At 46.4% G+C, this 26,251-nt stretch carries 25 protein-coding genes and 3 tRNA genes; 13 read left to right on the top strand and 15 right to left on the bottom strand.

What is annotated here, in order from left to right; all coding sequences use genetic code 11:
- Position 1 precedes the first annotated feature (1 nt).
- The 7 genes from DW800_RS17425 to DW800_RS17395 all read right to left on the bottom strand — a co-directional run bounded on the left by DW800_RS17425 (position 2) and on the right by DW800_RS17395 (position 10,508).
- Positions 2-1,288 carry an LA_2272 family surface repeat-containing protein gene (locus DW800_RS17425; protein ID WP_016273485.1) on the bottom strand — a complete coding sequence of 429 codons (1,287 nt, stop codon included), beginning with the start codon at positions 1,286-1,288 and terminating at the stop codon, positions 2-4.
- Positions 1,289-1,296: 8 nt separating this feature from the next.
- Positions 1,297-2,844, bottom strand: coding sequence for a sulfatase (locus DW800_RS17420; RefSeq protein WP_005828045.1), 1,548 nt, complete (start codon positions 2,842-2,844; stop codon positions 1,297-1,299).
- 55 nt (positions 2,845-2,899) lie between these two features.
- A complete protein-coding gene (locus DW800_RS17415; RefSeq protein ID WP_005828046.1) occupies positions 2,900-4,558 on the bottom strand; it encodes a long-chain fatty acid--CoA ligase in 1,659 nt (552 codons plus the stop codon).
- Between the two features lie 100 nt (positions 4,559-4,658).
- Positions 4,659-7,073 carry a TonB-dependent receptor gene (locus tag DW800_RS17410; RefSeq protein ID WP_119958234.1) on the bottom strand — a complete coding sequence of 805 codons (2,415 nt, stop codon included), beginning with the start codon at positions 7,071-7,073 and terminating at the stop codon, positions 4,659-4,661.
- Between the two features lie 20 nt (positions 7,074-7,093).
- On the bottom strand, positions 7,094-8,170 hold the full coding sequence (locus DW800_RS17405; protein WP_034525574.1) for a GDP-L-fucose synthase family protein: 1,077 nt from the start codon (positions 8,168-8,170) through the stop codon (positions 7,094-7,096).
- Positions 8,171-8,196: 26 nt separating this feature from the next.
- Complete coding sequence (gene gmd / locus DW800_RS17400; protein ID WP_005836261.1) at positions 8,197-9,273, bottom strand: GDP-mannose 4,6-dehydratase; 1,077 nt, start codon at positions 9,271-9,273, stop codon at positions 8,197-8,199.
- A gap of 74 nt (positions 9,274-9,347) precedes the next feature.
- Positions 9,348-10,508 (bottom strand): dicarboxylate/amino acid:cation symporter, encoded by a 1,161-nt coding sequence (locus DW800_RS17395; protein ID WP_005837656.1) that lies wholly within the window; start codon positions 10,506-10,508, stop codon positions 9,348-9,350.
- Between the two features lie 128 nt (positions 10,509-10,636).
- Between DW800_RS17395 and gnd the strand changes: the two genes are divergently transcribed.
- Genes gnd through pgl form a run of 3 tightly spaced genes read left to right on the top strand, consistent with a single transcriptional unit; the run spans position 10,637 to position 14,339 of the window.
- Entirely contained in the window at positions 10,637-12,112 is a 1,476-nt protein-coding gene (gene gnd, locus DW800_RS17390; protein ID WP_034523384.1) for a decarboxylating NADP(+)-dependent phosphogluconate dehydrogenase, read from the top strand.
- Between the two features lie 17 nt (positions 12,113-12,129).
- Positions 12,130-13,626, top strand: a complete 1,497-nt coding sequence (gene zwf / locus DW800_RS17385) for a glucose-6-phosphate dehydrogenase (protein ID WP_117589218.1) — start codon at positions 12,130-12,132, stop codon at positions 13,624-13,626.
- On the top strand, positions 13,623-14,339 hold the full coding sequence (gene pgl, locus DW800_RS17380; RefSeq protein ID WP_005828055.1) for a 6-phosphogluconolactonase: 717 nt from the start codon (positions 13,623-13,625) through the stop codon (positions 14,337-14,339). The genes zwf and pgl overlap by 4 nt, the downstream gene beginning before the upstream one ends.
- Here pgl and DW800_RS17375 read toward each other — a convergent pair.
- The 8 genes from DW800_RS17375 to DW800_RS17340 all read right to left on the bottom strand — a co-directional run bounded on the left by DW800_RS17375 (position 14,332) and on the right by DW800_RS17340 (position 20,526).
- Positions 14,332-15,375, bottom strand: a complete 1,044-nt coding sequence (locus DW800_RS17375; protein WP_005828056.1) for a DUF2776 family protein — start codon at positions 15,373-15,375, stop codon at positions 14,332-14,334. The two genes, pgl and DW800_RS17375, sit on opposite strands and share 8 nt — an antisense overlap.
- Before the next feature lie 99 nt (positions 15,376-15,474).
- Positions 15,475-16,119 (bottom strand): pyridoxamine 5'-phosphate oxidase, encoded by a 645-nt coding sequence (pdxH, locus tag DW800_RS17370; protein WP_035448172.1) that lies wholly within the window; start codon positions 16,117-16,119, stop codon positions 15,475-15,477.
- Positions 16,120-16,435: 316 nt separating this feature from the next.
- Positions 16,436-17,122, bottom strand: coding sequence for an energy transducer TonB (locus tag DW800_RS17365; protein ID WP_005828058.1), 687 nt, complete (start codon positions 17,120-17,122; stop codon positions 16,436-16,438).
- Between the two features lie 357 nt (positions 17,123-17,479).
- Positions 17,480-17,755: a hypothetical protein gene (locus DW800_RS17360; protein WP_129643995.1), complete on the bottom strand. Its 276-nt coding sequence runs from the start codon at positions 17,753-17,755 to the stop codon at positions 17,480-17,482.
- 22 nt (positions 17,756-17,777) lie between these two features.
- The gene (locus DW800_RS17355; RefSeq protein ID WP_117589212.1) at positions 17,778-18,869 is read right to left on the bottom strand and encodes a type I restriction endonuclease; all 1,092 of its coding nucleotides are present in this window, start codon (positions 18,867-18,869) and stop codon (positions 17,778-17,780) included.
- A gap of 24 nt (positions 18,870-18,893) precedes the next feature.
- Positions 18,894-19,397 (bottom strand): helix-turn-helix transcriptional regulator, encoded by a 504-nt coding sequence (locus DW800_RS17350; RefSeq protein WP_147335287.1) that lies wholly within the window; start codon positions 19,395-19,397, stop codon positions 18,894-18,896.
- Between the two features lie 602 nt (positions 19,398-19,999).
- Positions 20,000-20,242, bottom strand: a complete 243-nt coding sequence (locus tag DW800_RS17345) for a hypothetical protein (RefSeq protein ID WP_117589215.1) — start codon at positions 20,240-20,242, stop codon at positions 20,000-20,002.
- 2 nt (positions 20,243-20,244) lie between these two features.
- The gene (locus DW800_RS17340; protein ID WP_117589216.1) at positions 20,245-20,526 is read right to left on the bottom strand and encodes a hypothetical protein; all 282 of its coding nucleotides are present in this window, start codon (positions 20,524-20,526) and stop codon (positions 20,245-20,247) included.
- Between the two features lie 161 nt (positions 20,527-20,687).
- Between DW800_RS17340 and DW800_RS17335 the strand changes: the two genes are divergently transcribed.
- The 10 genes from DW800_RS17335 (at position 20,688) to DW800_RS17295 (ending at position 26,250) form a co-directional block, all read left to right on the top strand.
- Positions 20,688-20,990 carry a hypothetical protein gene (locus DW800_RS17335; protein WP_117600669.1) on the top strand — a complete coding sequence of 101 codons (303 nt, stop codon included), beginning with the start codon at positions 20,688-20,690 and terminating at the stop codon, positions 20,988-20,990.
- A 1,161-nt stretch (positions 20,991-22,151) separates the two neighbouring features.
- Positions 22,152-22,364: a hypothetical protein gene (locus DW800_RS17330; RefSeq protein WP_117589300.1), complete on the top strand. Its 213-nt coding sequence runs from the start codon at positions 22,152-22,154 to the stop codon at positions 22,362-22,364.
- Positions 22,361-22,741: a helix-turn-helix domain-containing protein gene (locus tag DW800_RS17325; RefSeq protein WP_229034725.1), complete on the top strand. Its 381-nt coding sequence runs from the start codon at positions 22,361-22,363 to the stop codon at positions 22,739-22,741. The genes DW800_RS17330 and DW800_RS17325 overlap by 4 nt, the downstream gene beginning before the upstream one ends.
- A gap of 4 nt (positions 22,742-22,745) precedes the next feature.
- A complete protein-coding gene (locus DW800_RS19725; RefSeq protein WP_117866150.1) occupies positions 22,746-23,045 on the top strand; it encodes a hypothetical protein in 300 nt (99 codons plus the stop codon).
- A gap of 233 nt (positions 23,046-23,278) precedes the next feature.
- Positions 23,279-23,392 (top strand) — tRNA-OTHER (locus tag DW800_RS19720).
- Between the two features lie 181 nt (positions 23,393-23,573).
- Positions 23,574-23,641, top strand: a tRNA-OTHER gene (locus tag DW800_RS17315).
- A 94-nt stretch (positions 23,642-23,735) separates the two neighbouring features.
- Positions 23,736-23,866, top strand: a tRNA-OTHER gene (locus DW800_RS19715).
- Positions 23,867-24,081: 215 nt separating this feature from the next.
- Positions 24,082-25,020, top strand: a complete 939-nt coding sequence (locus DW800_RS17305; RefSeq protein WP_117866149.1) for an ATP-binding protein — start codon at positions 24,082-24,084, stop codon at positions 25,018-25,020.
- Positions 25,004-25,825, top strand: coding sequence for an HNH endonuclease (locus DW800_RS17300; RefSeq protein WP_117866148.1), 822 nt, complete (start codon positions 25,004-25,006; stop codon positions 25,823-25,825). Before DW800_RS17305 ends, DW800_RS17300 begins: the two co-directional genes overlap by 17 nt.
- A complete protein-coding gene (locus tag DW800_RS17295) occupies positions 25,825-26,250 on the top strand; it encodes a hypothetical protein (protein ID WP_117866147.1) in 426 nt (141 codons plus the stop codon). Before DW800_RS17300 ends, DW800_RS17295 begins: the two co-directional genes overlap by 1 nt.
- The last annotated feature ends 1 nt before the right edge of the window (position 26,251 follow it).

Here is a 26,251-nt window from a genome sequence, read left to right as displayed (position 1 = left end):
TTTATAATTTCAGTATCGTCACCCCGCCCTCTACAATGATGCCTTTGTCATAGGTTTTCCCTTGGGTGTAGTAGCGGCTGCCGCCATAACCGCCGGTGAGGAATATGCCAAAGCGCTCGGTCAGGTGGTATTCCAGATTGACACGTGCCTGGAGGGCATAGAGACGTGCCGGAATGCCGTAGTCCTTGTTCTTGAAGGTTTCTATATGTTGGTATCCCAGATCTCCGCTGATGAACAGCTGTTTGTAGAGCGGTAATTCAAGACCGGCACGGTAGAAGAGGGCAGCGGAAAACTTATCGCCAAAATCCAGATAATGGGTACCGCCACCGAGGATGGTATAGAAGAGCCGGTTCTTGAAACGGGCACCTACATTCAGCTTGGTGGCATTACCACCGAAAAACATCAGTTGAACTTTTGTTTGGGGATTGGCATTGACTAATCCCAACTGGAAACCATCTAATTTTTCTTTGTAGTAGTTGAATAGACCTATTTGAAGCCCTTTGGCACGTATGGCCATATTGGCAGCGCCTATTTGTAATCCTCGGGCTGTACCACCCACCACATTGCCCAGGCCGGAAACCTGAACACCGGTCATATCTCCGGCGGTGATGTTGGTAAGGGCGGACATCTGCATGCCATTCAAGTCTTCACCGATTACACTTAGCAGGCCGGCCCCTGAAAATCCTTTGAAATTTCCACCGGAAATATTGGCGAGTCCGGCAAAGTGTATGCCGGAAGCACCTTCTCCGCTGATATTCAACAGGCCGCCTATGGAGGCGCCACGATTATAGTCCCCACTGATGTTTGCCAGACCGGAAATGATGACGCCTTGCGCATGGTTTCCGGTGATACCTACCAGTCCCGAAACGGATACTCCGATAAGGTTGTTGCCATTGATGTTGGTAATTCCTGCTATCTGCATGCCTCGCATGCTTCCCCCCACCATATTTGACAGACCTGCCATCTGTACACCGTTCACATCCCTGCCGGTTACACTGCCAAGAATATTCATGCCGAGGCCATTCAGACGGTTCATGGAGGAGAACACACCCAGATTGAAGCAGGTGCTTCCTATGGTATCAGTCCGCTGTGTGGAGATGTTTTTCCATAAGGAGATATTGATACCTACCGGGCCATGGTCTGTTTGTGGAGAGCGTTGTTTCCGGAAAGATTTCTCGGAGGATTTCTGAATCGTATCCGGCTGTACGCTGCCCGGATTATGTTCTTGGGCAAGAGCTGTCCCTGCAAAAAGCAGGGACACAAGGAGGAGGGAAAGGTTTCGTTTCATACTTTTTTCTATATTTCGTCCGGCCAGGGAGCTGGTTGGCGGGTGGCACGCAACAGAGGGCGCTGCGCATCCACAGACCGGAGGTAATTACTTAATTTCCGTGACAACTCTTTGACAACTTCAGGCTTCTCTCGGGCCATATCATGTTTTTCACTGATGTCGGCGGGGATGTTGAAAAGTTCCCGTCTACCGTCACCGAAATAATACACCAGCTTCCACTCGCCCGAACGGATGGAGCAAGTGGCTCCGATGCCCGGGCCGGAAGGACCCCAGCTATTGGGATAATGCCAGTAGATATCACGGTCTTTCATTTTACCTTTTCCGGTGAGCAATGGCATGAAACTGATGCCGTCGCGTTGCTGTACGGTTGTATAGTTGTCTACGCCTGCCATCTCAAGGATGGTGGGGAAGAAGTCCTCTATCATCAAGTAATGGTCGCATTGGGTTTGGGGCGCTACGATGCCCGGCCAGCGGACAATCATCGGTTCACGTATGCCTCCTTCGTAGGCGGAACCTTTACCACTGTTGAGCGGATAGTTCTGGACATGCAGTTGTCCGGCGCGGGTATGGGCCGCCAAACCGCCATTGTCGGACATGAAGATGAGGATAGTGTTTTCCGTCAGGTTGTTCTTGTCCAGATAATCCATAATGTCTCCCAGACTTTTGTCCATACCCTCAATGAGAGTAGCATAGGCAGCTTCTACCGGAGGAAGGCCTTTGTCCAGGTACTTCTGGTAGAAACGCATGTCAGGTTGTATAGGGGTATGGATGGCATAGTGTGCCATGTACAGAAAGAATGGCTTGTCAGTCTGCTGTGCATCGTCCAGGGCCTTCATGGCCTCTATGGTAAGGGCTTCACTTAGGAAAGTGTCGGTTCCATGATATTTCTCCAGACCGGGTACGGCAGCCAGCGGGCTTTTACCGTCTGTTTTGTTGCCGAAATTCTCCTTGCCATAGTAGCTGGCAGGTGAACCGGCAGCATGTCCGGCTATGTTCACTTCAAACCCCATTTTCAACGGGTCGGCTCCGGGAGTGCCTTCAGCACCGAAGTGGGCTTTTCCGCAATGAATGGTGTGATAGCCATGGTCTTTGAGCACTTCGGCCAGGGAGGTGACTTGTGTGGTCCGTTCCACGCCAGGCTCTTGACAAATGCCGTTAACGTTCCATTCCGGATAAATCATGACCGAGTCGGGTTGTTCATGGGTAGTGTTCTTGCGGAGGGTCCAACTGGTGACTCGATGCCTGGCAGCATTCATTCCCGTAAAAAGGCTGACACGCGTAGGTGAACTGATGCTGCATGCATAGGCCTGCGTAAACATTTTGCCTTGTGTAGCCATCCGTTCCATGTTGGGAGTATGGTACGTATCGTTGTACTTGGTACGCTGTGTCCAAAAGGGGAGGGACGTGTCTTGCCATCCCATGTCATCCACTAGGAACAGAATGATGTTTGGCTGCTCTTTTGGAGCAGGTACGGCATCCCCAGGCGGCATGCCATACGCTTCTCCCGCCATTCCGCATATCGGAAGCATGGCGGATAATAATAATTCGTTTCTCATTTAGATAATAATTTAGAAAGGGTTAGATAGGTTGTAGTTTAATTGTTTTTTTACATTATCCTTTGGCCTCCTGATACAAGAAGCGTTTGATAGATTTCTTCGGCGTTTTTTCAAATTCTTCAGGATAGATTTTCATTTTGAATATCTGGCTGTATGCGGGCAGTTCTGCATTCAGTGCCACACGGTTTTCCTCCATGACGCGTTCGATGTCGTCATTGTTCAGCCCATGGGCAAAGGCATCATCGAAGTCGGGGTAAACCAGACCTACCAGTTTCTCATTCTGCTGCACGATGATGCTTTCGGCTACATACGGCATATTGTTCAGTTTGTCTTCTATCTCTTCCGGGTAGATATTCTGACCGCTCGGACCAAGGAGCATGTTCTTGCTGCGTCCCTTGATGCTTACGTTGCCTTCGGCATCCATCAGGGCAAGGTCTCCGGTGTGCAGCCAGCCGTCTTTGTCGAGTACCTGTACGGTGGCCTCGTCGTTCTTGTAGTAACCCAGCATGACATTGGGACCACGGCAGACAATCTCTCCCGGAATGTTTTCGGGATCGGATGATAGGATTTTCACCTCCATACGCGGTGCGGCCTTTCCGCAAGAACCGGGTTTGAAGCGGGTCCAATCCTCGTAACAGATGATGGGACCGCATTCCGTCATTCCATAGCCTACCGTATAGGGGAAATCTATCATCTTTAAGAACTGCTCCACTTCCTGGTTGAAGGCAGCTCCTCCTACAATGATTTCTGCAAAGTTTCCGCCAAAGGCTTGAATCATTTGTTCGCGTACGGTCGCCTTTATCTTGTCATTGATGATGGGTACTTTCAGCAACAACTTCATGGCGGGAGTTTCCAGCTTGGGCAGTACGCTCTTCTTTATAATCTTTTCGATAATGAGCGGAACAGCCACAATCAGGTTAGGCTTCACTTCGGTGAAAGCCTGGAAAATGATTTTGGGGCTGGGCATACGAGTGAGGAAGAATATGTGGCAACCTACGGCGAATTCATACAGAAACTCGAATGCAAGTCCGTACATATGTGCCATTGGCAGCATGGAGACAATCTTGTCACCGGCTTTCAGCGGCAATACTTCGAAAGCAAAAGTGGTGTTTGACCAAAGGCTGCGGTAGGGCAGCATCACTCCTTTGGAGTAACTGGTGGTGCCGGATGTATAGTTGATGACCGCCAGTTCGTCGGGCTGGTCCTTGTGATAACTGACATGTTCCTTGCGGAAGTTCTTGGGGTATTTCTTACCGAACATTTCGTTGAGATGTTCGCGGGCATAGTCCAACTTTTCGCTACGGGAGACAAGAATGTAGAAGTCTGCCATCATCATGATGCCCTCCAGCAGCGGCATGGCACTTTCGTTGAGGTTTTCCCAAACCTGGTCGCCTACGAAAAGCAGTTTGGCTTCGGAATGGTTCACGATGTTGTGTACATTGTCTGCCTTGAACTCGTGAAGGATGGGGACGATTACCGCACCGTAGGTCAATGTTGCGAGGAACGTTACGCCCCAGTGGGAACTGTTGCGGCCACAGACGGCAATCTTATCGCCTTTCTTGATGCCGCTTGCCTCGAAAATGATATGCAGCTTTTCTATTTTGCGGGCTACGTCCTTATATTGTAGGGTTGCTCCCTTATAGTCGGTCAGAGCGTCTAAATCCCAATTTTCCTTTATGCTATTCTCTATATAGGCGATAAAACTTTGTTCCATGATATTAATTGCACATTTGGTTGAAAATTGTGCAAATATAAGGGTTTATATATAGAAAGCAAACTTTTATAGGGAAAATAGTTTTTATGGCGGCTATTTGCTAAAACTCGACAGTTATACCTAAAGTAGGCAGGATAGTGCCGCTTTCCTGCTTGAGGTATTTCATTTTATAGCGCTGTTCGGCAACAGGAGCGGACGGATTTTCGATGATGCCCGTACTCATTATCACATCCGGCTGCTTCAGTTTGTTGCCGGTGATATTCTGTATGTCCAGGTAGATTCCTATCATGCAGTGATGGAAGTAGAAGGACTTGTCCACACGCAAGTCTAACTGGGCAAAGTTGGGAAGCCGCCCGGTATTATAGTACGCATAGTCGTAGTAGGGCTGTCCTTTGGCATCCCATGCTTCTACGAGTGATGATTTGTCTTCATCATAGGGAGTGTAGGGGCTGCCGCCTATATAGCTTAGCTTGCCTCCTATGCTCCAGCGCCGGGGCAGGTTGTATGTACCGCTCATGTTGAGTATGAAACGGTTGTCCCAGGCAGATGGAATGAAGTCTCCATTTGAACGGTTGCGGTATTCGCTGCGGTATAAGGTGAAGGAGGATACGAGATTGAACTTGCCGGATGCCTGCCAGCGGAACATGGTTTCCAGTCCGTAGGCCCTGCCGCTGGCTGTAGGGACGAGTGCTTCGTTGCCGGTGACACCGTAATCGTTTCCTTTGCATGCCAACGGAATGTTGTCTTGGAGGGAAAGTGGCATACGGCTGTAACGCTTGAAGAAACCTTCTGCAGAAACCATGAACCGGTCTTGCAGGTGCCAGTCCACACCGAGGCTGCTTTCAAAGACCTGCATGTACTTCAGGTTTTTGTTGAGATATTGCCCTTCATTGTCTTTATATCCCAAAGCGGTGTAGGGAGGCAATTGGTGGTAGAGGCCGGTACTTCCGCTCAGGGTCCATTGTTCCGAGAGTTTGTAGGATGCAGAGAGGCGTGGGGAGAACTGTTTCCATAGCTGCCGCATCTTTCGGTTGTAAGTGTTGCCATCCATACGGATACCGGCAGAAAGGGCCAGACGCTTGTCGGCGGTGGTATAGTTGGAAGAGAAGAAAGCCCCCCAGCCGAAGATGTTGAGTGAGGTTTCGTAGATGGAAAGCGTACCCGAATGACTGCCGTATAGTCTTTGCCTGCTGTGGTTTGTATAGATGGAGTTGTTCAGTTCTGCTCCTTCTTTTAGGGTCCATGCTCCCAAGCGCGTTTGGTTTTCGAAACGCAGGGTGGTCTTTTGTTCTGTGGAGCGTAGGCGCAGGGTCAGGTTGTCTTCGGAAGAGTCATCGTTGTTGCGGTATTTCAGATTGCGGTTGTTCAGGTAGTTATGGCTCAGTATAAGGGATTGTACGTGCCTTCCATTGTAGTGTCTGTAAGAGGCTCCGAGAGTGAATGTTTCCTGATGGATAGTGGGGAGATAGCTGAGCAGATATTCGGCATCTTCTCCTTTTTCATCGGTATTCAGTTTCATCTTGTCAATGCCTGCAAGACCAAGCAGGGTCAGCTCGCTGTGCTCGTTGAAACGGGTTTTTGTTTTGAATTGTCCGTCAATGAAATTGGGCAGGAAGGGCAGTCCCAAAGCCTTGAACAAAAGTTGCAGGTAGGACTGGCGTGCGGAGAACAGATAAGTGGTGCGCTGCCCCAGATGGCCTGCTCCGCTGAGCGAGACTTCCGATGCGCCGATGGTGGCTTTGAACGCCTGCTTGTCCGGATTTCCGTCCTTGAGGCGGAAGTCGAGGACGGAACTCAAGGCTCCGGAGCGGTTGGCGGGGAAGGCGCCCGTATAAAATGTAATCTCGCGTATCAGGTCGGCATTGACAATACTTACCGGTCCTCCGGATGCACCCTGAGTGGCAAAGTGGTTGATGTTGGGGATTTCGATGCCATCCATATAAAAGCGGTTTTCGGAAGGAGAACCGCCCCGAACAATCAAGTCGTTGCGATAGCCGATGGGAGAGAAAGAGACGCCGGGATAGGAGCGTACGATGCGCGAAACATCCCGGTTGGCTCCGGGACTTTTCTCTATTTCCTGCAAGCCGATGATACGCATGCTGACCGGGCTTTCGATATTTCGCCGGAAGGGGGAAGGCACCACCACTACTGTGTTCAGCAGATTGGCATCCTCTTCCATCTCTATCTCGATGAACGGGGTTGAGGCTGAAACGATATATTCGGGGGTGGAAACAGTCTGGTATCCTATGCAGGATGCCTCAAGGCTATAAATGCCCGGAGGTACCTGCTCTATCTTGAATGTGCCGAGTGAATCGGTGGATGCCCCTTTCCCGGGGATGCCGGCAACGAAAACGTTGGCGTAGGCCACGGGTTGTCTGGACTGTCTGTCGATGACTTTGCCGCGAACGGAATAGGTCACGGGAGCTATCATGGCATTCATGGTTGGGCTGATACCTGATAAAAGTATCAGCAATATAAACAATACAGTTCCCACCTTGTACCGTATGGCATTCATGGCTAATCAGACGTCACTAATTACTTTCCCAAGTACCATCGGTACATGCGTTGCACACCTTCCTCGATATCAATCTTATGATGCCATCCCAATGCATGTAACTTACCGGGATCGGTCAGTTTGCGCATGGTGCCGTCGGGTTTGGAAGTGTCGAAGGTCAACCGGCCCTGATAGCCTACGGTGTTGACAATCAGCTCTGCCAACTGGCGGATAGTGATTTCCTTGCCCGTACCGATATTGATGTGACAGTTGCGGATTTCCTTGTCGTCCGGCTCGAAGGTATCTTTGAAGTCGACGTGTTCCATGACGAAGACGCTGGCATCTGCCATCTCCTCGCTCCAGAGGAATTCGCGCAAGGGGGTGCCGGTACCCCATAATCTCACTTCTTCTTCGCTGATGCCGTATTTCCGGAGGATATTCAGAATGTCTTCTTTGCTGCTGTCGCCGTTGATGCCTTCCACCGGACGCAGGTTCATGTCGTGGCGTACGGCATCCCAGTCGCCTTGTTTCAGGCAGTGGGCGAGGTGTATCTTGCGTATCATGGCAGGGAGCACGTGGCTGCGTTCCAGGTCGAAGTTGTCGTTGGGACCGTAAAGGTTGGTGGGCATCACGGCAATGTAGTTCGTACCGTATTGAAGATTGAAGCTTTCGCACATTTTCAGTCCGGCTATTTTGGCGATGGCATAGGGCTCGTTCGTGTATTCCAGCGGAGAAGTGAGGAGTGCGTCTTCTTTCATCGGCTGTTCGGCATCACGGGGATAGATGCAGGTGCTGCCAAGAAAGAGAAGTTTTTTCACTCCGTGGCGGAAGCTTTCGCCGATGACGTTCTGTTGTATCTGCAGGTTCTTGTAGATGAAATCGGCACGGTAGATACTGTTGGCCATAATGCCACCCACAAAGGCGGCGGCAAGGAATACATATTCGGGCTGCTCCTCGTCGAAGAAGCGGCGTACGGCAACTCCGTCGAGCAGATCGAGTTCTGTGTGGGTCTTGCCGATGAGATTGGTGTATCCTTTCTCCTCAAGATTTTTCCAGATGGCAGAACCTACCAGTCCCCGGTGGCCTGCTACATATATTTTGGCATTTTTGTCTAACATTGTTGTCTGAAAGTTTAATAGTTCATTCAAAGCTCTTTGCTTCTTAAATACAGTTTCTTCACAAATTTCATGTCGTGCTCTGCCATGATGCGTACCAACTCTTCAAAACTGGTCTGCCTCGGATTCCATCCCAGCAGTGTTTTTGCTTTGGTGGGGTCGCCCAGCAATTGTTCCACTTCGGCAGGCCGGAAATATTTGGGGTCGACTTCCACGAGGACTTTTCCGGTCTGTGTGTCGATACCCTTCTCATCCACTCCCTGGCCTTCCCAGCACAGAGTGATGCCTACCTCCCGGAATGCCAGTGTCGCAAATTCGCGTACGGTATGCATTTCTCCGGTGGCAATGACGAAGTCTTCGGGGGTGTCGTGCTGCAGGATGAGCCACATGCACTCGATGTAGTCTTTGGCATATCCCCAGTCGCGCCGGGCATCCAGATTGCCCAGATACAGCTTGTCCTGGAAGCCTTGGGCGATGCGGGCAGCCGCCAGTGTGATTTTTCTTGTCACGAAGGTTTCACCTCGGCGTTCGCTCTCGTGGTTAAAGAGTATGCCGTTTACAGCAAACATGCCATAGCTTTCGCGGTAGTTCTTTGTAATCCAAAAGCCATACTGTTTGGCTACGCCATAGGGGCTGCGGGGATAGAACGGGGTCGTTTCGCTTTGCGGCACTTCCTGCACTTTTCCGAAGAGCTCGGAAGTGGAGGCCTGGTAGATGCGTGTCTTCTTTTCCATACCGAGAATGCGTACGGCTTCGAGCATGCGCAGGGTGCCTACGGCATCGGTTTCGGCGGTATATTCGGGCACGTCGAAGGATACTTTGACATGGCTTTGGGCGGCAAGGTTATATATTTCGTCCGGCTGCACACTCTGGATGATACGGATGAGAGAGCTGGAGTCTGTCATGTCTCCATAGTGCAGGTTAATGGTACGTTTCTGTTTCATGTCGCGTACCCACTCATCGAAGTAGAGGTGTTCGATGCGGCCGGTGTTGAAAGAGGAAGAGCGACGCAGGATACCGTGCACTTCATATCCTTTCTGCAGGAGGAATTCGGCAAGGAACGAGCCGTCCTGCCCGGTAATGCCGGAGATAAGGGCTTTCTTCATAATGTATGCTTCTTGTTATTATGTCTTTTCGGACTGCAATATTCGTTATTTTCCACGAGATGGCAAAATATAAACTATTTCTTTCCCATCACTTTGTCGATAATCAGTGCGATTGCCCCGTCGCCCGTCACATTGCAGGCAGTACCGAAGCTGTCCATCGCTATGTATAGTGCAATCATCAGCGCTTGTGCCGACTCGTCGAAGCCCAGCATGGATTGCAGGATGCCCAGTGATGCCATGATGGCGCCTCCCGGTACCCCGGGAGCGGCTACCATAGTGATGCCCAGCATGAAGATAAATCCTGCAAATAGAGGGAAATCATGGGGCATGCCTTGCATTATCATCAGTGCCAGGGCGCATGCCACAATCTTCAATGTGCTGCCCGACAGATGGATGGTGGCGCAAAGTGGGATGACGAATCCGGCAATATCGGCAGAGACGCCGTTCTTCCGACTTTGCTCCAATGTTACAGGGATAGTGGCGGCACTGGATTGAGTGCCTAGAGCCGTGAAGTAGGCAGGCATCATTCGTCCCAGTAGTTTGAGAGGGTTCTTGCGGACAAACAGTGCCGCAATGCTGTATTGGAATACCAGGAGAAAGATGTGAAGCAGGAAGATTACACCGATAATCTTAATAAAGACCATCAGGATGCCGAATACTTGTCCACTGTGCGTCATGTTGAGGAAAATGCCGAAAATATAGATGGGAAGCAGCGGCAATATCACTGCACTGATCATGCGGATGACAATCTCTTGAAAATCGCGTGCCGCATTTTTCAGTACCTCACTTTTCAGATGAGCCAGGCCCAGCCCCAGTGTGAAGGCAAGTACGAGTGCGGTCATAACATTCATCAAGGGCGGGATACCCACGGAAAAATAGGGAAGGATGCCTTGAGATTCACTGACTTCTTCTAACGGCACCCCGGTTTCTATGAGGGAAGGAAATACCGCCATACCGGTGAAATAGGAGAGAAAGCCGGAGAATAAGGTAGCTCCGTAAGCAATGAGCGCCGTGACGACCAGCATCCGTCCGGCTCCTTTGCCGATGTCGGCAATGGCAATCGTGACCAGTCCCACAATGATGAGGGGGATGGAGAAGTTCAGGAATTCACTGAAAATGGCATTGAATGTTACGAACAGCCGTACCAGCGAAGCCGGTAGGAAATTTCCGAAAAGTATACCTAAGATAATGGCAATGATGATGCGTGGCAATAGTCCGATGTGGAAGTTCTTCATGAGCATTGGTTTTCTGTCTGGTTGAAAAATAGGCTTTCGCTGACAAAAGTACTATTTTATTTTCGTAATTCATACGAACAAATGCTGTTAGCATTTTGTTTCCATATAAAGACAAAATTTACATGAATATGAAGAATTTAAATAAAACAGACATTGGACTTATCGGTCTGGCAGTTATGGGCGAGAATTTGGCCCTCAATATGGCAGATAAGGGATGGAATGTTTCGGTATATAATCGTACGGTTCCGGGAGTGGAAGAAGGGGTGGTGGAGCGTTTTGTGAACGGCCGCGCCAAAGGGAAAAAAATTGAAGGCTATACAGATATAGCCGAATTTGTAACTTCCATTGCCATACCCCGCAAAATAATGATGATGGTTCGTGCCGGCAGTGCGGTGGATGAACTGATGGAACAGCTGTTTCCCCATTTGTCCGAAGGGGATATCCTGATTGACGGTGGTAATTCCAATTATGAGGACACCAACCGGCGTGTGGCATTGGCCGAAAAGAAAGGCTTCCGTTTTGTGGGAGCTGGAGTTTCCGGTGGAGAGGAAGGAGCGCTGAACGGCGCGTCTATCATGCCCGGAGGATCTGAAAGTGCCTGGCCTGAGGTGAAGCCTATCCTGCAGAGTATTGCGGCAAAAGCATCTGACGGTACCCCGTGCTGCCAGTGGATTGGTCCTGCCGGTTCCGGTCATTTCGTCAAGATGATACATAACGGTATCGAATATGGAGATATGCAGCTTATTGCCGAAGCTTATTGGGTGATGAAGAATCTGCTTGGTCTGGACAATGGACAGATGGCGGAAATCTTTGCTGATTGGAATGAGGGTAAGTTGCGTAGCTATCTCATTGAAATTACCGCCAACATACTGCGTCATAAGGACAAATCAGGAGGTTACCTGATAGATAAGATATTGGATACCGCCGGACAGAAAGGTACGGGCAAGTGGTCCGTTATCAATGCGATGGAGCTGGGCATGCCGTTGGGGCTGATTGCTACGGCTGTGTTCGAACGTAGTTTGTCGGCACAGAAGGGTTTGCGTGAAACGGCTTCCAAGCAATTTGTGTGCCGACGCTCGCAGGCGGTGTACAACAAGTCGGAGATGGTGAAGGATATCTATTCCGCACTCTATGCTTCCAAATTAGTGTCATATGCTCAGGGATTCGCCGTGTTGCAGCGTGCATCCGACGCTTTTGCCTGGAACCTCGATTTGGCATCCATCGCACGCATGTGGCGGGGCGGCTGCATTATCCGTAGTATTTTCCTGAACGACATAGCTACGGCTTTCGAGGCAAAAGACAAGCCCAAACATCTGCTGTTGGCTCCTTATTTCAAAAATGAAATGCAGCTGTTGCTTTCCGGCTGGAAACATCTGGTGGCACAATCCATGAAAGAGGAACTTCCGGTGCCTGCATTCTCGTCCGCCTTGAATTATTTCTATTCGCTGGTGTCTGCCAAGTTGCCTGCCAATATGATTCAGGCGCAACGTGACTATTTTGGTGCGCATACCTTTGAAAGGACAGACGAGTTGCGTGGACAGTTTTTCCATGAAAATTGGACGGGACACGGAGGAGATACGAAATCGGGTACGTACAATGTGTGAGAAAGGGGGAGAAGATGATGAATAAATTAGTGATTGTTATATTCGGCGCTTCGGGTGACTTGACGAAGCGCAAACTGATGCCGGCGCTCTATACTTTGTATAGTGGCGGGCGGTTGCCGGAAGGATTCTCCATTCTGGGGATAGGACGCACCGAGTATACGGATGCCCGTTACCAAGAATATATAATGAGTGAATTGAGTAAGTTCGTAGCTTCCAGAGAGCAGGTGGAAGATAAAATGAGGGATTTTTGCAGCCATCTGCATTACCAGACATTGGATCCCGCCGAGGTTGAAGGCTATCATCTGCTGGACGGACGTTTACAAGAGTTTACCGGTGAGCAGAAACCGGACAACCTGCTGTTCTATCTGGCTACTCCACCTTCCTTGTACGGTGTCATTCCCTTGCACTTGAAGGCGGCCGGTCTGAACCGTCCTGATACGCGTATCATCGTTGAAAAGCCGTTCGGTTACGATTTGGAGTCAGCCAGAAAGCTGAATAGCATTTATGCTTCCGTTTTCAAGGAGCATCAGATTTACCGCATCGACCATTTTCTGGGTAAGGAAACGGCGCAGAACATTCTCGCCTTCCGTTTTGCCAACGGAATCTTCGAACCGCTATGGAACCGTAATTATATAGACTATGTGGAGATTACAGCCGTAGAGAATCTGGGTATCGAAGGACGTGGTGGATTCTATGAAGGTGCCGGAGCCCTGCGCGATATGGTACAAAACCACCTCATACAGCTTGTGGCGCTCACAGCATTGGAACCGCCTGCCGTTTTCAATGCCGATAATTTCCGCAACGAGGTGGTGAAGGTCTATGAGTCATTGGCCCCCTTGACAGAGGAGGATTTGGAGGAACACATTGTCCGCGGACAATATACGGCTTCGGGCTCGAAAGCCGGGTATAGGGAAGAGAAGAACGTGGCACCTGATTCGCGTACCGAAACGTATATTGCCATGAAAATCGGTATTAACAACTGGCGGTGGAAGGGTGTTCCTTTCTATATCCGTACCGGCAAACAAATGCCGACAAAGGTGACTGAGATTGTTGTACATTTCCGTGAGACGCCCCATCAGATGTTCCGTTGCGAGGGTGGACATTGTCCCCGCGCGAATAAGCTGATTCTCCGCCTGCAACCCAATGAAGGTATTGTGCTGAAATTCGGCATGAAGACTCCCGGACCGGGATTTGACGTGAAGCAGGTGATGATGGACTTCAGTTATGACCAGTTGGGCGGGTTGCCTACCGGCGATGCCTATGCCCGTCTGATAGAGGACTGCATACAAGGTGACCCTACACTCTTTACCCGCAGCGACGCGGTAGAGGCTTCATGGCGCTTTTTCGATCCCGTGTTGCGTTATTGGAAAGAGCATACGGATGCTCCTTTATATGGGTATCCCGTAGGTACGTGGGGACCTTTGGAAAGTGAAGCGATGATGCACGAACATGGTGCTGAGTGGACTAATCCGTGTAAGAATTTGACTAATACAGATGAATATTGCGAGTTATGAAAAGTTATGTTTACCATTCGGCTACAGCTACGGCACATGCGTTGATTGAACATTTGATTGCGATGATGGAGCGTGAGCCGGAAAAGACCTTTTATTTTGCATTCAGCGGGGGGAGTACTCCTTCGTTGATGTTTGACATTTGGGCTAACGAGTACAAGGAGGTGACTCCTTGGATGCGGATGCGGATTTATTGGGTGGATGAACGGTGTGTGCCGGCAGAGGATTATGAGAGCAATTATGGTACCATGCGCCGTTTGCTGTTGGATGAAGTAGGCATGCCCGATGAATACGTTTACCCTATTTATGGAGTGAACCGCCCGGAGATTGAAGCAAAGAACTATTCGACGCTGGTTTGCCGCACGGTTCCGCTTTGGGGTGGCTTCCCGGCCTTCGATGTTGTTTTGCTCGGTGCTGGAGACGACGGGCATACCTCCTCTATCTTTCCGGGGCAGGAATATCTGCTTTCTTCCTTTCATCCTTATGAGGTGAGTGTCAATCCCTATAATGGGCAGAAACGCATAGCCATGACCGGCTGCCTTTTGTTTGCTGCGAAGAATCTTATTTTCTTTGTTACCGGCAAGAATAAGGCGGATGTGGTCCGCGATATTCTTGATTCCGGGGATACCGGTCCGGCAGCTTATGTGGCCCACCATGCCGAGCGTGTGGAATTGTTCCTCGATGCTCAGGCCAATGGCGGGAAAATGTCTACTTAGATGTACCGCTCTCCAGAATGCTTACGATGGAGAATAATGTAAAGCAGATGCCTCCCAAACCTGCCAGTACGCGTGCAGGGACAAAATAGGCATTGTGCAGGCTTGCCATCTCAAACAGAAAGGCGGAGAGAAACAGACAAGCCAGGGCCGTGAAGACCGGAATCAGCGGGATGCGGTTGGCCAGCTTGAAAGTGTTCCGCCAGATGGCGGCAAGTAGTATGACTTTGCTGGAAATGCTGTAGCATACCAGTCCCAGGCCTATCATAATATATCCTGTGGAGGAGAGTGCCGGATTGCTGTTGGCCAAGACCAGAAGTCCCCAGAGAATGCTGATGCTGCCCATTATCAAAACAAGGGCCGGCCATTGTTTCCGTTCAGACTTTGTATAGTTGTTGCGTATCTGGCGGACGATGGTTGCAACCAGCGCCACCAAGCTGGAACAGATACAAGCAAGTCCTGCCATGACATGGCCTGCTACATAATATGCATTGTGCTCGCTGCTTTTTGACAATAGCCAGAAGGCCCATATCCATGCCATTACTGCCATAAGGGTGGCAACTGCTATCAGGATATATCCCTGGGAGGAATTGAATGCATCGGCAGGTTGTAGCTGGTCGGTACGTTCCGAGTTGGCGGGAATGAGGGTGAAGCGGGTGGAGGCTGTGGCTGTGGTAGCTACACAAGCTGTGATGAAACCGACTCCGCAAATCACGTGTCCTGCCACGAAATTGCTTGCCGTGGCAGCTTCGTGCATATAATTCCAACCATAGATTACTGTGAGTACGGCTGCCAGGTAACCAATAACCGGAAGTGCGTATCTGGCTATCGGATTGTAGGTATGAATAATTTGTCTAATGATTGTTGCCGCTGTGGCGAACAAGGCAATGCAAATCATCCCTAAGGAAAATACTACCGGACCGGCCACAAATTTTGCCGAATCCAGTCCTTCGTGGAGCACAAAGGCTCCGTAGCCGAAACAGAAAAGGGCCATCAACAAGGGTATAGCCCTGAAAAGAATACTGATACCGTAATTCATAACTGTTGTTTTTAGAGTTTCCCCTTCAAACAGCGTTTCTGTGGCTTTGTTCCTCCTTTTAAGATTTATTTGTGATGAGAAGTGTTTCCCTGTCCGTATTTAGGGAGCCAGCCTCTCCTTTTTCCAGCTGCCATCCGCTTGTTGGGAATAGAGGAAACGGTCGTGTAGCCTGCTTTCCCGTCCTTGCCAGAATTCAAAACGGAAAGGGGTGACGGCAAAACCTCCCCAGTTGTCGGGACGTTTGATACTTTGCCCTATCCATGTTGCCGCTTCGCGGACGAACGCGCGCATTATCTCCATACGGCTGCCGATGACGTGACTTTGGGGTGAAATCCTCGCCCCGATTTTACTTTTGTAAGGCCTGCTTGCAAAATAGGCGTCAGAATCGGCAGGAGCGCATCTTTCAGCTTTTCCTTCAATGTGTATTTGCCTTTCCAGTTTGTGCCATACGAAAGATAAGGATATATACGGATTTGCAGTCAGTTGCCGGCCTTTTCTGCTTTCGTAGTTGGTGAAGAAGATGAACCGGCCATTTTCCACCCCTTTCAGCAACACTGTGCGTGTAGAGGGATGTCCGTCTGACGAGACTGTAGCTACCGTCATGGCGGTGGGCTCGTACTCATCACTATGGATAGCATCGTTCAGCCAATGGTCGAATTGCTCAAGGGGATTGTCGTTGAGGTTACCCGGTGTCAGCCTGCCTTTCTTATATTCTCTTCTGATGTCAAAGAGTTGTGATTTCATTATCGTGTGGTTTTATCAGGAGTGATATATTGTTTTTCTATGTAACAGTCTGAGAGGGCTGAATGTTTTTGTTTTTCTGCGGAAAGAAAAATATGGAAGAAGGAAATGGCTGTGTTGATACTTAAAAAAATGGGGGTGTGTCAAAATTCACCACAGATTACACGGATTAACACAGAATGAGCTTAATCTACTGATAGTCAAAGATACTTATCTGTGCAAATCTGTGTAATCTGTGGTGAATACCAGTTTCGACACACCCTCGGATATTGGAGATTACCTTATGAAGACAAGTGGAAAGTGGACACTGGCATGTCTGCTATTGTAATTTAAACATTACGGGAACTGTGAATTTACAACGGACCGGTTTGCCTCGTTGCTCACCGGGTTTCCATTTGGGCATGGTGGAAATCACACGGATAGCTTCTTTGTCCAGATAGGGATCTACGCCTCTTACTACTTTTACATCTACGATGCTGCCGTCTTTGTTGACAACGAATTGTACTATTACGCGCCCCTGGGTTCCGGTCTCTTGTGCAATAGTCGGGTATTTTATACTCTTACCCAGATATTGCATCAGACTCATGCCATTATAAGAAAACTCGGGATTCTTCTCTACAACTTCAAAAATCTCATCCTCTACCGGAATCTCTTCATCTACGGTTGGAGATATGGGTTTGATGATTACAGCTTCACCGATTTCTTCGGAAGAGGCAATGGCTGTTTCTTTCACATTGTCATTATCATCCACAATTGTCAATACCTCGGCAATTGCAGGAGCTTGAGGGGGTGGCGGAGCTACTAATTCGGGTTGCTCCGTGATAGGAATTTCAATTTCCTGCTCAAATACGTTCTCGGTAATAGCACCGCTCATGTCAATCCTAACATCACGCTTCGACCATTCAAATGCAACGAACATGAAGACCAGCACAATTACATAACCTACAAGTAGCCAACTTGACTTCTTGTTTTCCAGGCTTGCTTTGGATGTTTTCTTGATTTCCATAATTTACAAGATTATTACCGTATAATGGTTGTCGCGAAACTAACATTATACAGATGTGATTAGTAAAATCATAAAACATGCGTGCCCACTTGTTTCTGTATTAAAGATAAGAAAATGAATGTTATGTTGGTGTTTGATATGTAGTTATATATAGTTTTTTAAATTTGCTTTGATAATTTTTCTGCTTGTGGATTAAATAGTGTTGATATGTAAAAAGCACTTCCAACGTTCGCTTACGGAGGAAGTGCTTCACACAAAAACTAAACTAGACTTATTGTATTGAAAATATAGCTATAATCTGTGTATCACTTCTTTATAGGCTGGTTTAAATCTGATGTCGACAATAAATAGGAAAAATCAGCTCATGTTTTGTTGTATAACGTTACTTTTCTCAATGTTCTCTAGAACCTCGTCGATGAAAAGCGAACGATAGTGCGGACATTCCAGTACACCCTTTTCTTTCGCTTCCCGGTATACCTTGGAGAACAGTTTTGCTTTCTCCTTGTCGGTGGTCGGCAACTTATCTATGGGAGTGGCAAGGAACCGACACCCCCAGCCTTTGCAGGTAGGGGTGAGGGAACAATGGTTTGGAGTTTTCCACTGACATGAGCATTCGGTAATTATTTGATTCATATTTGCTATAATCGAATTGACATCAATCTTTGTGCTCATACATGTCTATTGTCTTGAAGAAATCATCCTCGTAATTATAGATGTCATCTAGGGTTTCAATAACATGTTTCACATCTTTCTTGTTTTCATCAATAGTGGCTACATACTTAGTGGCTGTATTGAAATACATACGACAAATAGGTTTGCGATTGTTGTCATCAAGCAGAATACTGAAATAAGTCTGTGCATCACGATATACTATGCGGGATATATCTACTTTCTTTCTACAGATAGCTTTTACAATTCTGTATGCATCTAACTCTTCTTCTGTAGTGACAATCTTGGATTCTGTATTTACTTCTTCTGTAGTCTCTTCTGATGTGTTTCCACTGTTTTTTGTTTGGCTTTCCTCTATTTTGGAATCACTAACTGTCAAAGCTCCTTTCAAACGGTCATTAATAATATCGTTGATATGTGAAGAGATAGCGCGTTTGACTAAAGGTGTGAATTGGTCTATTATATTTTGAAGCATTCTACCTTCATAAACTTTGGTAGCAAACATTTTCACAAAATCAGTGCTAGGCGAGGAGAATTCTTCTTGGATAATAGCCTTTAATTCTCCCATGTACTTTAATTCGCTGGCTGAGTTCAGAATATTGTCCACATCAAAGTATGATTTATGGAATTTTTTCAGTTCCTCGATTTGATTATCCCTTAAATCCGTAATATCCACTTCCAAAAAAGGCTTATCATCCATTATATTGGGTTCTTTCAAATCTGTATAGAAGCGGTAGATAATTCCATTGGTCAAAAGTCCGAACTTAGCTTTTGATACGTTGAAATAGCGTAGTAGTTGGTTATCATGTAGGTTTAAATCTTGCTTCCAATGCTTACATTCAATCAGCAATATAGGCTGGTCGTCCTTCATGATGGCATAATCAATCTTTTCTCCTTTCTTGGTCCCAATATCGCAGGTCATTTCTGGCAATACTTCCAAAGGATTGAACACATCATATCCCAGAGCATTAATAAAGGGCATGATGAAAGCATTTTTAGTAGCTTCTTCTGTCTGAATGTTATCTTTCAGCTTTTCAATTCTATCAGCAAGCTGTTTAATAGTGTCTTTAAAATCCATAGTATTTTACTTTTTAGATTGATATTATAGTCTCATATTGCGTTCAACAACCTTAATCACGTTGTATATCTCCACTACATCATCAAGGTTAACGGTGTAGTCATTGAATAACTCATTGAGCGAGTGGCAGGTGATATTACCTTTATCATCTTGGGCCGTGATTTGCTTGATGGATATGCCGTTTGTACGGTGTACAATAACGAAGTACCAGTCGTTAATATGAAGTTTGGGAAGCCAAAGGTCACGTCTTACTTCCCTTGCTAAAACCTTGTCACCATCGCAGATGGCAAGCCTGCTGTTGTCATCCATACTGTCACCTTCTGCTTCAAATATGCGGTATTTTCCGTGATAGGTCTTATCTACGATTACCGGCATTGTGGGCAAGGTGTCTATATATTCGGTATCTCCATATCCGGCGAGATAACCACATTGTGCTTTGATGTGTATAACGGGCACGTTCATGTAGCTTAAATCGTCAACTGGGCGGGCGTTGGAGTGGTACGTCTGTGATGGAGCATCGGTAAGCATATTTCCTTCACCAGTTAGTAGCCATTCTAAATTGTATGCAGGGAATGCACTAACTATCTTTTCACATGTTGCACGTGAAGGTGTACGATGCTCGTTAATAATGCGAGTGATAGTTACATTATTAGATATACCAATAGCTTTACTGAATGAATTCTTATTCAAGCCTTCTTTTTCAATAATAAATTCAACTCTTTTCCAAGCTTCCATATTTGAATATACTAACAGTTAGTTAAATGTTGTAAATAAACTAACTTTTAGATAGTAAAAGTTTGTATTTGTACTAACTGTTAGTATCTTTGCAACATCAACGTCAACAACGACTACAAAATAATGAAAAATAGTTGAGTTGGCAAAATTAAAGTAATACCTAAAAAGGAGTAGTTCTTTGATTTATTGATGTTGCAAATTTAAAAAGGGGTAGTATTTCTACCACCCTTTCAGTTCTTAACCTCTATGGGTTCGTTCTGACGGCTGTCTATTTGAAAGGATGCAATAATTACAGACTTGCAAGCCACTTCTTGCCTGATTTGGTGAATGTCCATAGGTAAATACCGCCTACTATTGCTACTCCTACTGCGAAAACGAATATTAATACTTCCATACTATTTTAATATTTTGTTTGCCAGCAATGCCGACAATACGGTTAATACTATTCCAAACATAGCAACGAGCCACATTGTTGCGTTTTGGGTGTCAGAGAACAAAGGTAGTGTAATTCCTATGACCAACCCAGCGAAAGAAAGTTTGGATAAGTCGAAGAAATATCCTGCGAGTTTGTCTCGTCTAGTCTTATCTTTTTCTTTCCGTTCTTGCTTTACTGCTTGTTGTTCGCTCCAGTTCCCCATAGTTATTTCTTTGAAAGGTTCTCGATGGTACGTTGCTGGCTCTCTATGACGGAGAACAGGCGTTCGTTGGTGATGGGGGTTGGTACTTCTGATTGTCTTGGTAATGAAATTCCAATCAATTCTGATAGGTCTATATTCGTTGCCTTAGATATAATCATCACCTCTTCTACGCTACGCTTCATTAAGTCGTCATATCGTGGCATATTGTTGGGGTGAATACCTAAGGCATCGGATACAACTTTATAGGCTATTCCCTTTTCTTTCAGCAATTCTCTTAAGGTCATACAATCATATTATATTTTATTAACTAATAAATATATCATAATTGATTGTTATAATCAAAAATGATAGTATATTTGCAACGTCAACAACGACAACAGCAGCAAAGATGCGAAGTTTGAGTGAGATAACCAAAAAAACAACATACCTAAAAAGGAGTAAGACAATGAAAAAGTACGATTTACACAAGATTATGAAAGCGGCTCACGAGATATACAGAAAGTATTTCAAGCTATACCAGCTTACTCACGGTGTACAGACTTTCGGTGATTGCTTGAAACTCGCTTGGGCTAACGAAAAGAAACGTGTTGCTGATGAAGAAGCGAGAAAGGCTGAGAAAGAAGTAATGAAAGCAGCTTTGGTACGACCGGAAAGAAGAAGTTCTTATGATTACTGCAACGCTCCAGCTTCAGCTTACTACAATCAGAACAGCAAAGGTGCCTTCGGTTCCCGTTACGTAGGCGATTAAGATAATTATTCGCAGAAAAGGCAGCTACATATACCATGCAGAACAGCTGTACGCTTAACATGAATACTTGCGCAAGTGGCGTGCAAAGCCTTGCATGGGCGAATTGAAAGATTCTCCGTCCGGTCATTGAGCCTACCCTTTGATGGGAGACGGAGAACGAGATGGAGTGATTGCCCTAAGCAATCCGTTCCAGAAAGCGATACTGGCGCTTACCCTCAATCCCAGCATAGAGGACGCGAGAGATACCCGGAGTAGCAAGAATTTGCGACGATGTCTGAATGGAAGTTCAGAACGAGCGAAAGATTTGCAACGGTGCGAAATAAGAAGCCGACATGCCCCGAACGGTCATGCAGCGAAGTACAGTAGCTGATAACTCCGGTGGGAAGAGCAGAGAGAGCTTATCGGGGCACGAATATTAATCGAAAATAGAGAGAATATGAATGAAATAATAGATTACATTAAGGATTCACCAATCGAGTATGCGATTGATGCCTTGTCTGTAAATTATGTGATACAGACTATTGTTCAAATGGTACTGTTCCCCTTTGTGCTATACTTTTGTTGGAGGGTTTTTAAAAAGATACTTCGTAACATGAAATAATTAACAGAAACTCCTTACAATAGTATATGTAACCAATACGATGATAAACAGCAGGAATGAAACATACGAACATCCTTCACAGAATACGAAGATTTTTCTTTTTGGTATGCTTTCATATACGTAAGCTTGACCGTGCGGTAATTCCCCGTTATGATATTTTCTTAGGTATTCCCGATAGGTGCGCACAGCTTGATTGCTCAACACTCTATTCTCGTATAAAGATATTCCAGAGAAAAGGATACAGAGTGCATTTACGCATATTGCAGTCACAAGGAGAAGCTTGTTGCAAAGACTGTCCTCTGAAGGACTGCTTAAAGAAATGATTACTGCAAAGGTGGTTGAAGCTACCATTAAAAGTGTTGTTTGTATTTTGAATACCCATTCTGTTCGTTCATCCAGAGAACGCATGTAGAGTCTGATTAGATTTCTTTCACTACTCATGCTTACTTAATTTTAAATGTGGCAATGCAAAGTTAAGTAAATCTCCCGAATAAAGCGTGATGCCGCCAATCGGATTGGCTCGGGAGAGCTCAAATACTAATCATTAAAATTTTATAGCGATGAAAAAGCGAATAATCACAGAAAACTACACTCCGGCTTTGAGAGATATGGAGGTAGGGGAAGTTCTAACTTTTCCGGTTAAGGCGTATAATTCCATAAAGGGGACAATTATCCCCCGATTGAGATTGGAGTTCTGCGTTGAGGATGCTGACTGGAAAGTAGGGGAGGTTGACAAGAGGAAAGGTATTTTTGATGTGGAAAGGGTCGCATGATGATTTCCCTTTCTCCTACGGAACTGCTTGTCGCGAATGAGTACTGCAAGGGGCTTGCCGACAAGGAGGTGGCGGGCAATCTGAATAAATCGGTTTGGACTGTCAAGACCCAGAAAAGAACGATATACCGGAAGTTGGGTATTTCCAAAGATACGGAACTGCTTCTGTATATGATTTGCGATAGGCTTAAGCGTGATTTTGACTTGAAGGAATTGCGCAGGCACGGACTTGAATTCCTCTTCTCTATTTTATTCTTATTGATGCAGGTTACTTGTAATGATATTGACTTACGGAGAATGAGAATACCATCACGGGTACGGACAGCCATGCGATATATAAGGACTGGCCGAAAGAATAATAACGACTTTATTTTTTAACGGTATGATATACGAAGTGAATGGTGATTTACGCAGTTCCATGTTGATTGACGGGACAGCGGAGGCGAGATTGGCAGACATCCTCACTATTATGGATTCTCGCACTTTTCCAAAGAGAGAATCTGAAAAAATAGTAGGAGGTCCGGGCAGGTTAAGAGTGTTGGTAAATACTCAAAGAGTGAGAGTTGAGTATAAATCTAATGGGAGAAGCTATTACAATGCTTCGGATGTGTTGAGCTTTGCAAAAGTAAGAAAGGGAAAGAACAATGAAAAGAAGAATCATTATAAACGTGCTACTGCTTAACGTATTGGCACTACCATGTTTATTGATGTTTAATGATGTAGACTCGGTAACGGGAGACTGGAATTATGGTATAAACCTTTTTGGCCTTGTGTATTCGTATTGGTTTTATCACAATGTCCTGAAAAAGGTGTTCAAGATATAGACCTCAGCGGAGGAAGTGTTTCACACATAATTAGATTGATTTAGAATTAGACATGGGAGTTGTCTCTACTCGTGAGAGCAGGGACAGACACGGGCAATTAGCTCAGCTTGGTAGAGCGGTACATGTAGTTAGTATTGGTAATTTGTCATGGTATTGTTTAAAGGTTTCATGTACAGGTCGCGGCGTTCAAATCCCGCATTGTCCACAAGCTTTTTATTGTTTAATCTATAATTCCGTTGTAAAGGACAACGTGAGGTGAGAGTCCTCATTTAAGTTTTTATTTTGCTTTTGTTTTAAGTGACTATCCCGGTGTGGCTTGACCGCCTATCCGGGAGCAACTTTGTTGACCTGCCTGCCCAGTCTGTGAAGATATGGTAGGCAAATATGGGCGTTCGGTGTAATGGCTAACACAACTCATTTGAGGAGATTGGCGGTTCGAGTCCGTCAACGTCCACAATCCAAGAGAGGGTTATTTAGTAGTTTTGTCGTGTTTTATTTTTTGTTTGTGTTTCAAGGTGAACGGTTTGTGAAAATAGTTCACCTATTCTGGGAACGTAGCTCAGTGGATAGAGCACCGTGTGTGGTGGAAGGTTGAGAGTTCGATTCTCTCAAGTAGATTCTTAGCTTAATGGGAGAGCACCACAAGCGGCGGTCGGTGGTTCGAATCCATCCGTTTCTACAAGCCTTTATGAGAGAAAATCCGCTTTTAGTCCGAGAGTAGGGCGAAGATAGCGCAGGGAATCATCCGCGCGGCATCGGTTAGCCGTTGACTCTATCTGAAAGGTAATGCGAAATCGGATAGGATTAGGAGTATTTGTCGTTTGCGCCCCGGAGAATACGCTTCGGGGCTTTCCTTTGGCTATTTTTTTATTAACCACTTTAATATTTTCTATTATGGGACTTATCAAAAGACCTAACGAGCTGACCGTTAAGACTACCTTGTCAGCACTGATTTACGGCCAACCTGGCATGGGAAAAACAACTCTTGCATTATCGGCTCCCAATCCGGTATTGTTCGATTATGACGGCGGTATTCACCGTGTCAATGCCGCCCATCGTGTACCGACCGTTCAGATTACAAGCTGGGACGAGACGAACCAGGTACTTTCGTCCGAAGAAATCAAGGAGTTTTCCACTATTGTGATTGATACTGCCGGAAAGATGCTTTCTTTCATGGATAAGGCGATTATGGCAGCGAATCCGAAGATGAAGAAAGTGGATGGTACCCTTTCCCTGCAGGGTTATGGAGTACGTAAGAACATGTTCATCAACTTCGTTAATCAAGTCACACTCATGGGCAAGTCTGTTATCTTCGTGGCTCATGAACGGGAGGAGAAAGTAGGCGACGAAAAACAGATACGTCCGGAGATTGGCGGTTCGTCCGCAGGTGACTTGATTAAGGAACTGGATTTGGTTGGTTACATGGAAGCTATCGGTAAGGACAGAACGATTTCTTTTGACCCCTGCGAGAAGTTCTACGGGAAGAATACTTGTAATCTTCCTTCACGTATCAAAATTCCCGTAATCATTGATGAGTCTGGTACCGTAACGGGTGAGAATGATTTCATGACGAAAATCATCAGTACTTATAAGGAGTATCAGACGAAGCAGACGGAACTATCTTCCGAATATGATGCGGTTCTTGATGCTATCCGTGACGCAGTGGAACAAGTGACTGATACACAATCTGCCAATTCTGTTCGGGAAGCTTTAGATACCATGACGCATATCTTTGACAGCAAGGTACGGGCAGGCATGATGCTCAATGAGAAGTGCAAGAGACTTGGCTTGAAGTTTAACAAACTCAGCAAAAGGTATGAACCAGCAGCCTAAATACAGATTCTACCCGTCACTGCTCGATAAATTCGAGCAATATTTGCGGGCTGATGAGCAGGTAGAGAGCTTCTGGAATGTCGATAATGAAACGGGAGAATACAAGAAAAGTCCGGAAGAAATTGAAGCGGAGCTGAAGCAAAGCCTACTTGATGCGATAAACCGTGTCCCGTTTGAGAGTGAGGCAGCTGATAAAGGAACGGCCTTTAATGCTGTTATAGACTGCTATATCCACAAGAAAAAGCATATACCAAGCGAACGGGAGCCATACACCATTATCGGTGATGGAGAAACGAATACCATTCAGGTATATTTTCCTGCTACTGATATCGCGCCAGAGCGTAATTTCTTATTTGACCGTAGCTGGTGTATAGAGCAGTCGAAGTATTTCTCCGGTGCATTGTCCCAAGTCTTTGTGTCCGCAGTCATTCCCACTCGTTATGGTGATGTGGAGCTTTATGGGTATATAGATGAGCTCGTTCGTGATACCGTATATGATATCAAGACAACATCTAAGTATGATTTTGGCAAGTATGAACACGGCTGGCAGCGCCATGTATATCCTTACTGTTTGATTGCTTCCGGTCAGATGGAAAGCGTGAAAGCGTTTGAGTACACTGCCTATCAGATGAAGGGCGGTACCAGCCGGACGCCACTAATTAGCGGAACGCAATACCCGGAATACTACACTTATAACCATGAACAGACGATTAAGCTGCTTACGGCACACTGCGAGCATTTCATAGAGTTTTTGGAAGCAAACCGAGACATTATTGCTGATAAAAAAATCTTTGGATTAGAGTAATGGCACAAGAAGCAATTCTGGAAAAGGTCAACGGCGAGGTACACATAAGCAAGTCTTTTGACTTCATGTGTTCCCAGCTTCGTAATGGTCGGTATCGTGTAAAAATCGAAAGGTTCACAGAGCCAAGGACGATGTCACAGAATGCGCTTATGTGGTTGTGGTTTACTTGTATTGAGCAAGAGACCGGGACGGACAAGCAGGATGTACACGATTACTATTGTAACCGCTTTCTCAGAAGGACTTCGTATTTCAGGGGAAAAGAAATGGTCATTACCGGAAGCACATCGAAGCTCAATACAGTGCAGATGACTGACTTTCTAAATAAGGTTCAGGCCGATGCTGCTGCCGAACTGGGAATAACGCTCCCTCTTCCGGCTGACCGTTACTATAACGAATTTATCAACGAATATAAAGACAGGAGGTAGA

The sequence above is a fragment of the Bacteroides sp. AM32-11AC genome (genome assembly GCF_003603515.1).
Taxonomy (GTDB): Bacteria; Bacteroidota; Bacteroidia; order Bacteroidales; family Bacteroidaceae; genus Bacteroides; species Bacteroides uniformis.
The sequence above is the reverse complement of the archived record's forward strand: the minus strand, read 5'-3'. Positions and strand labels throughout refer to the sequence as shown.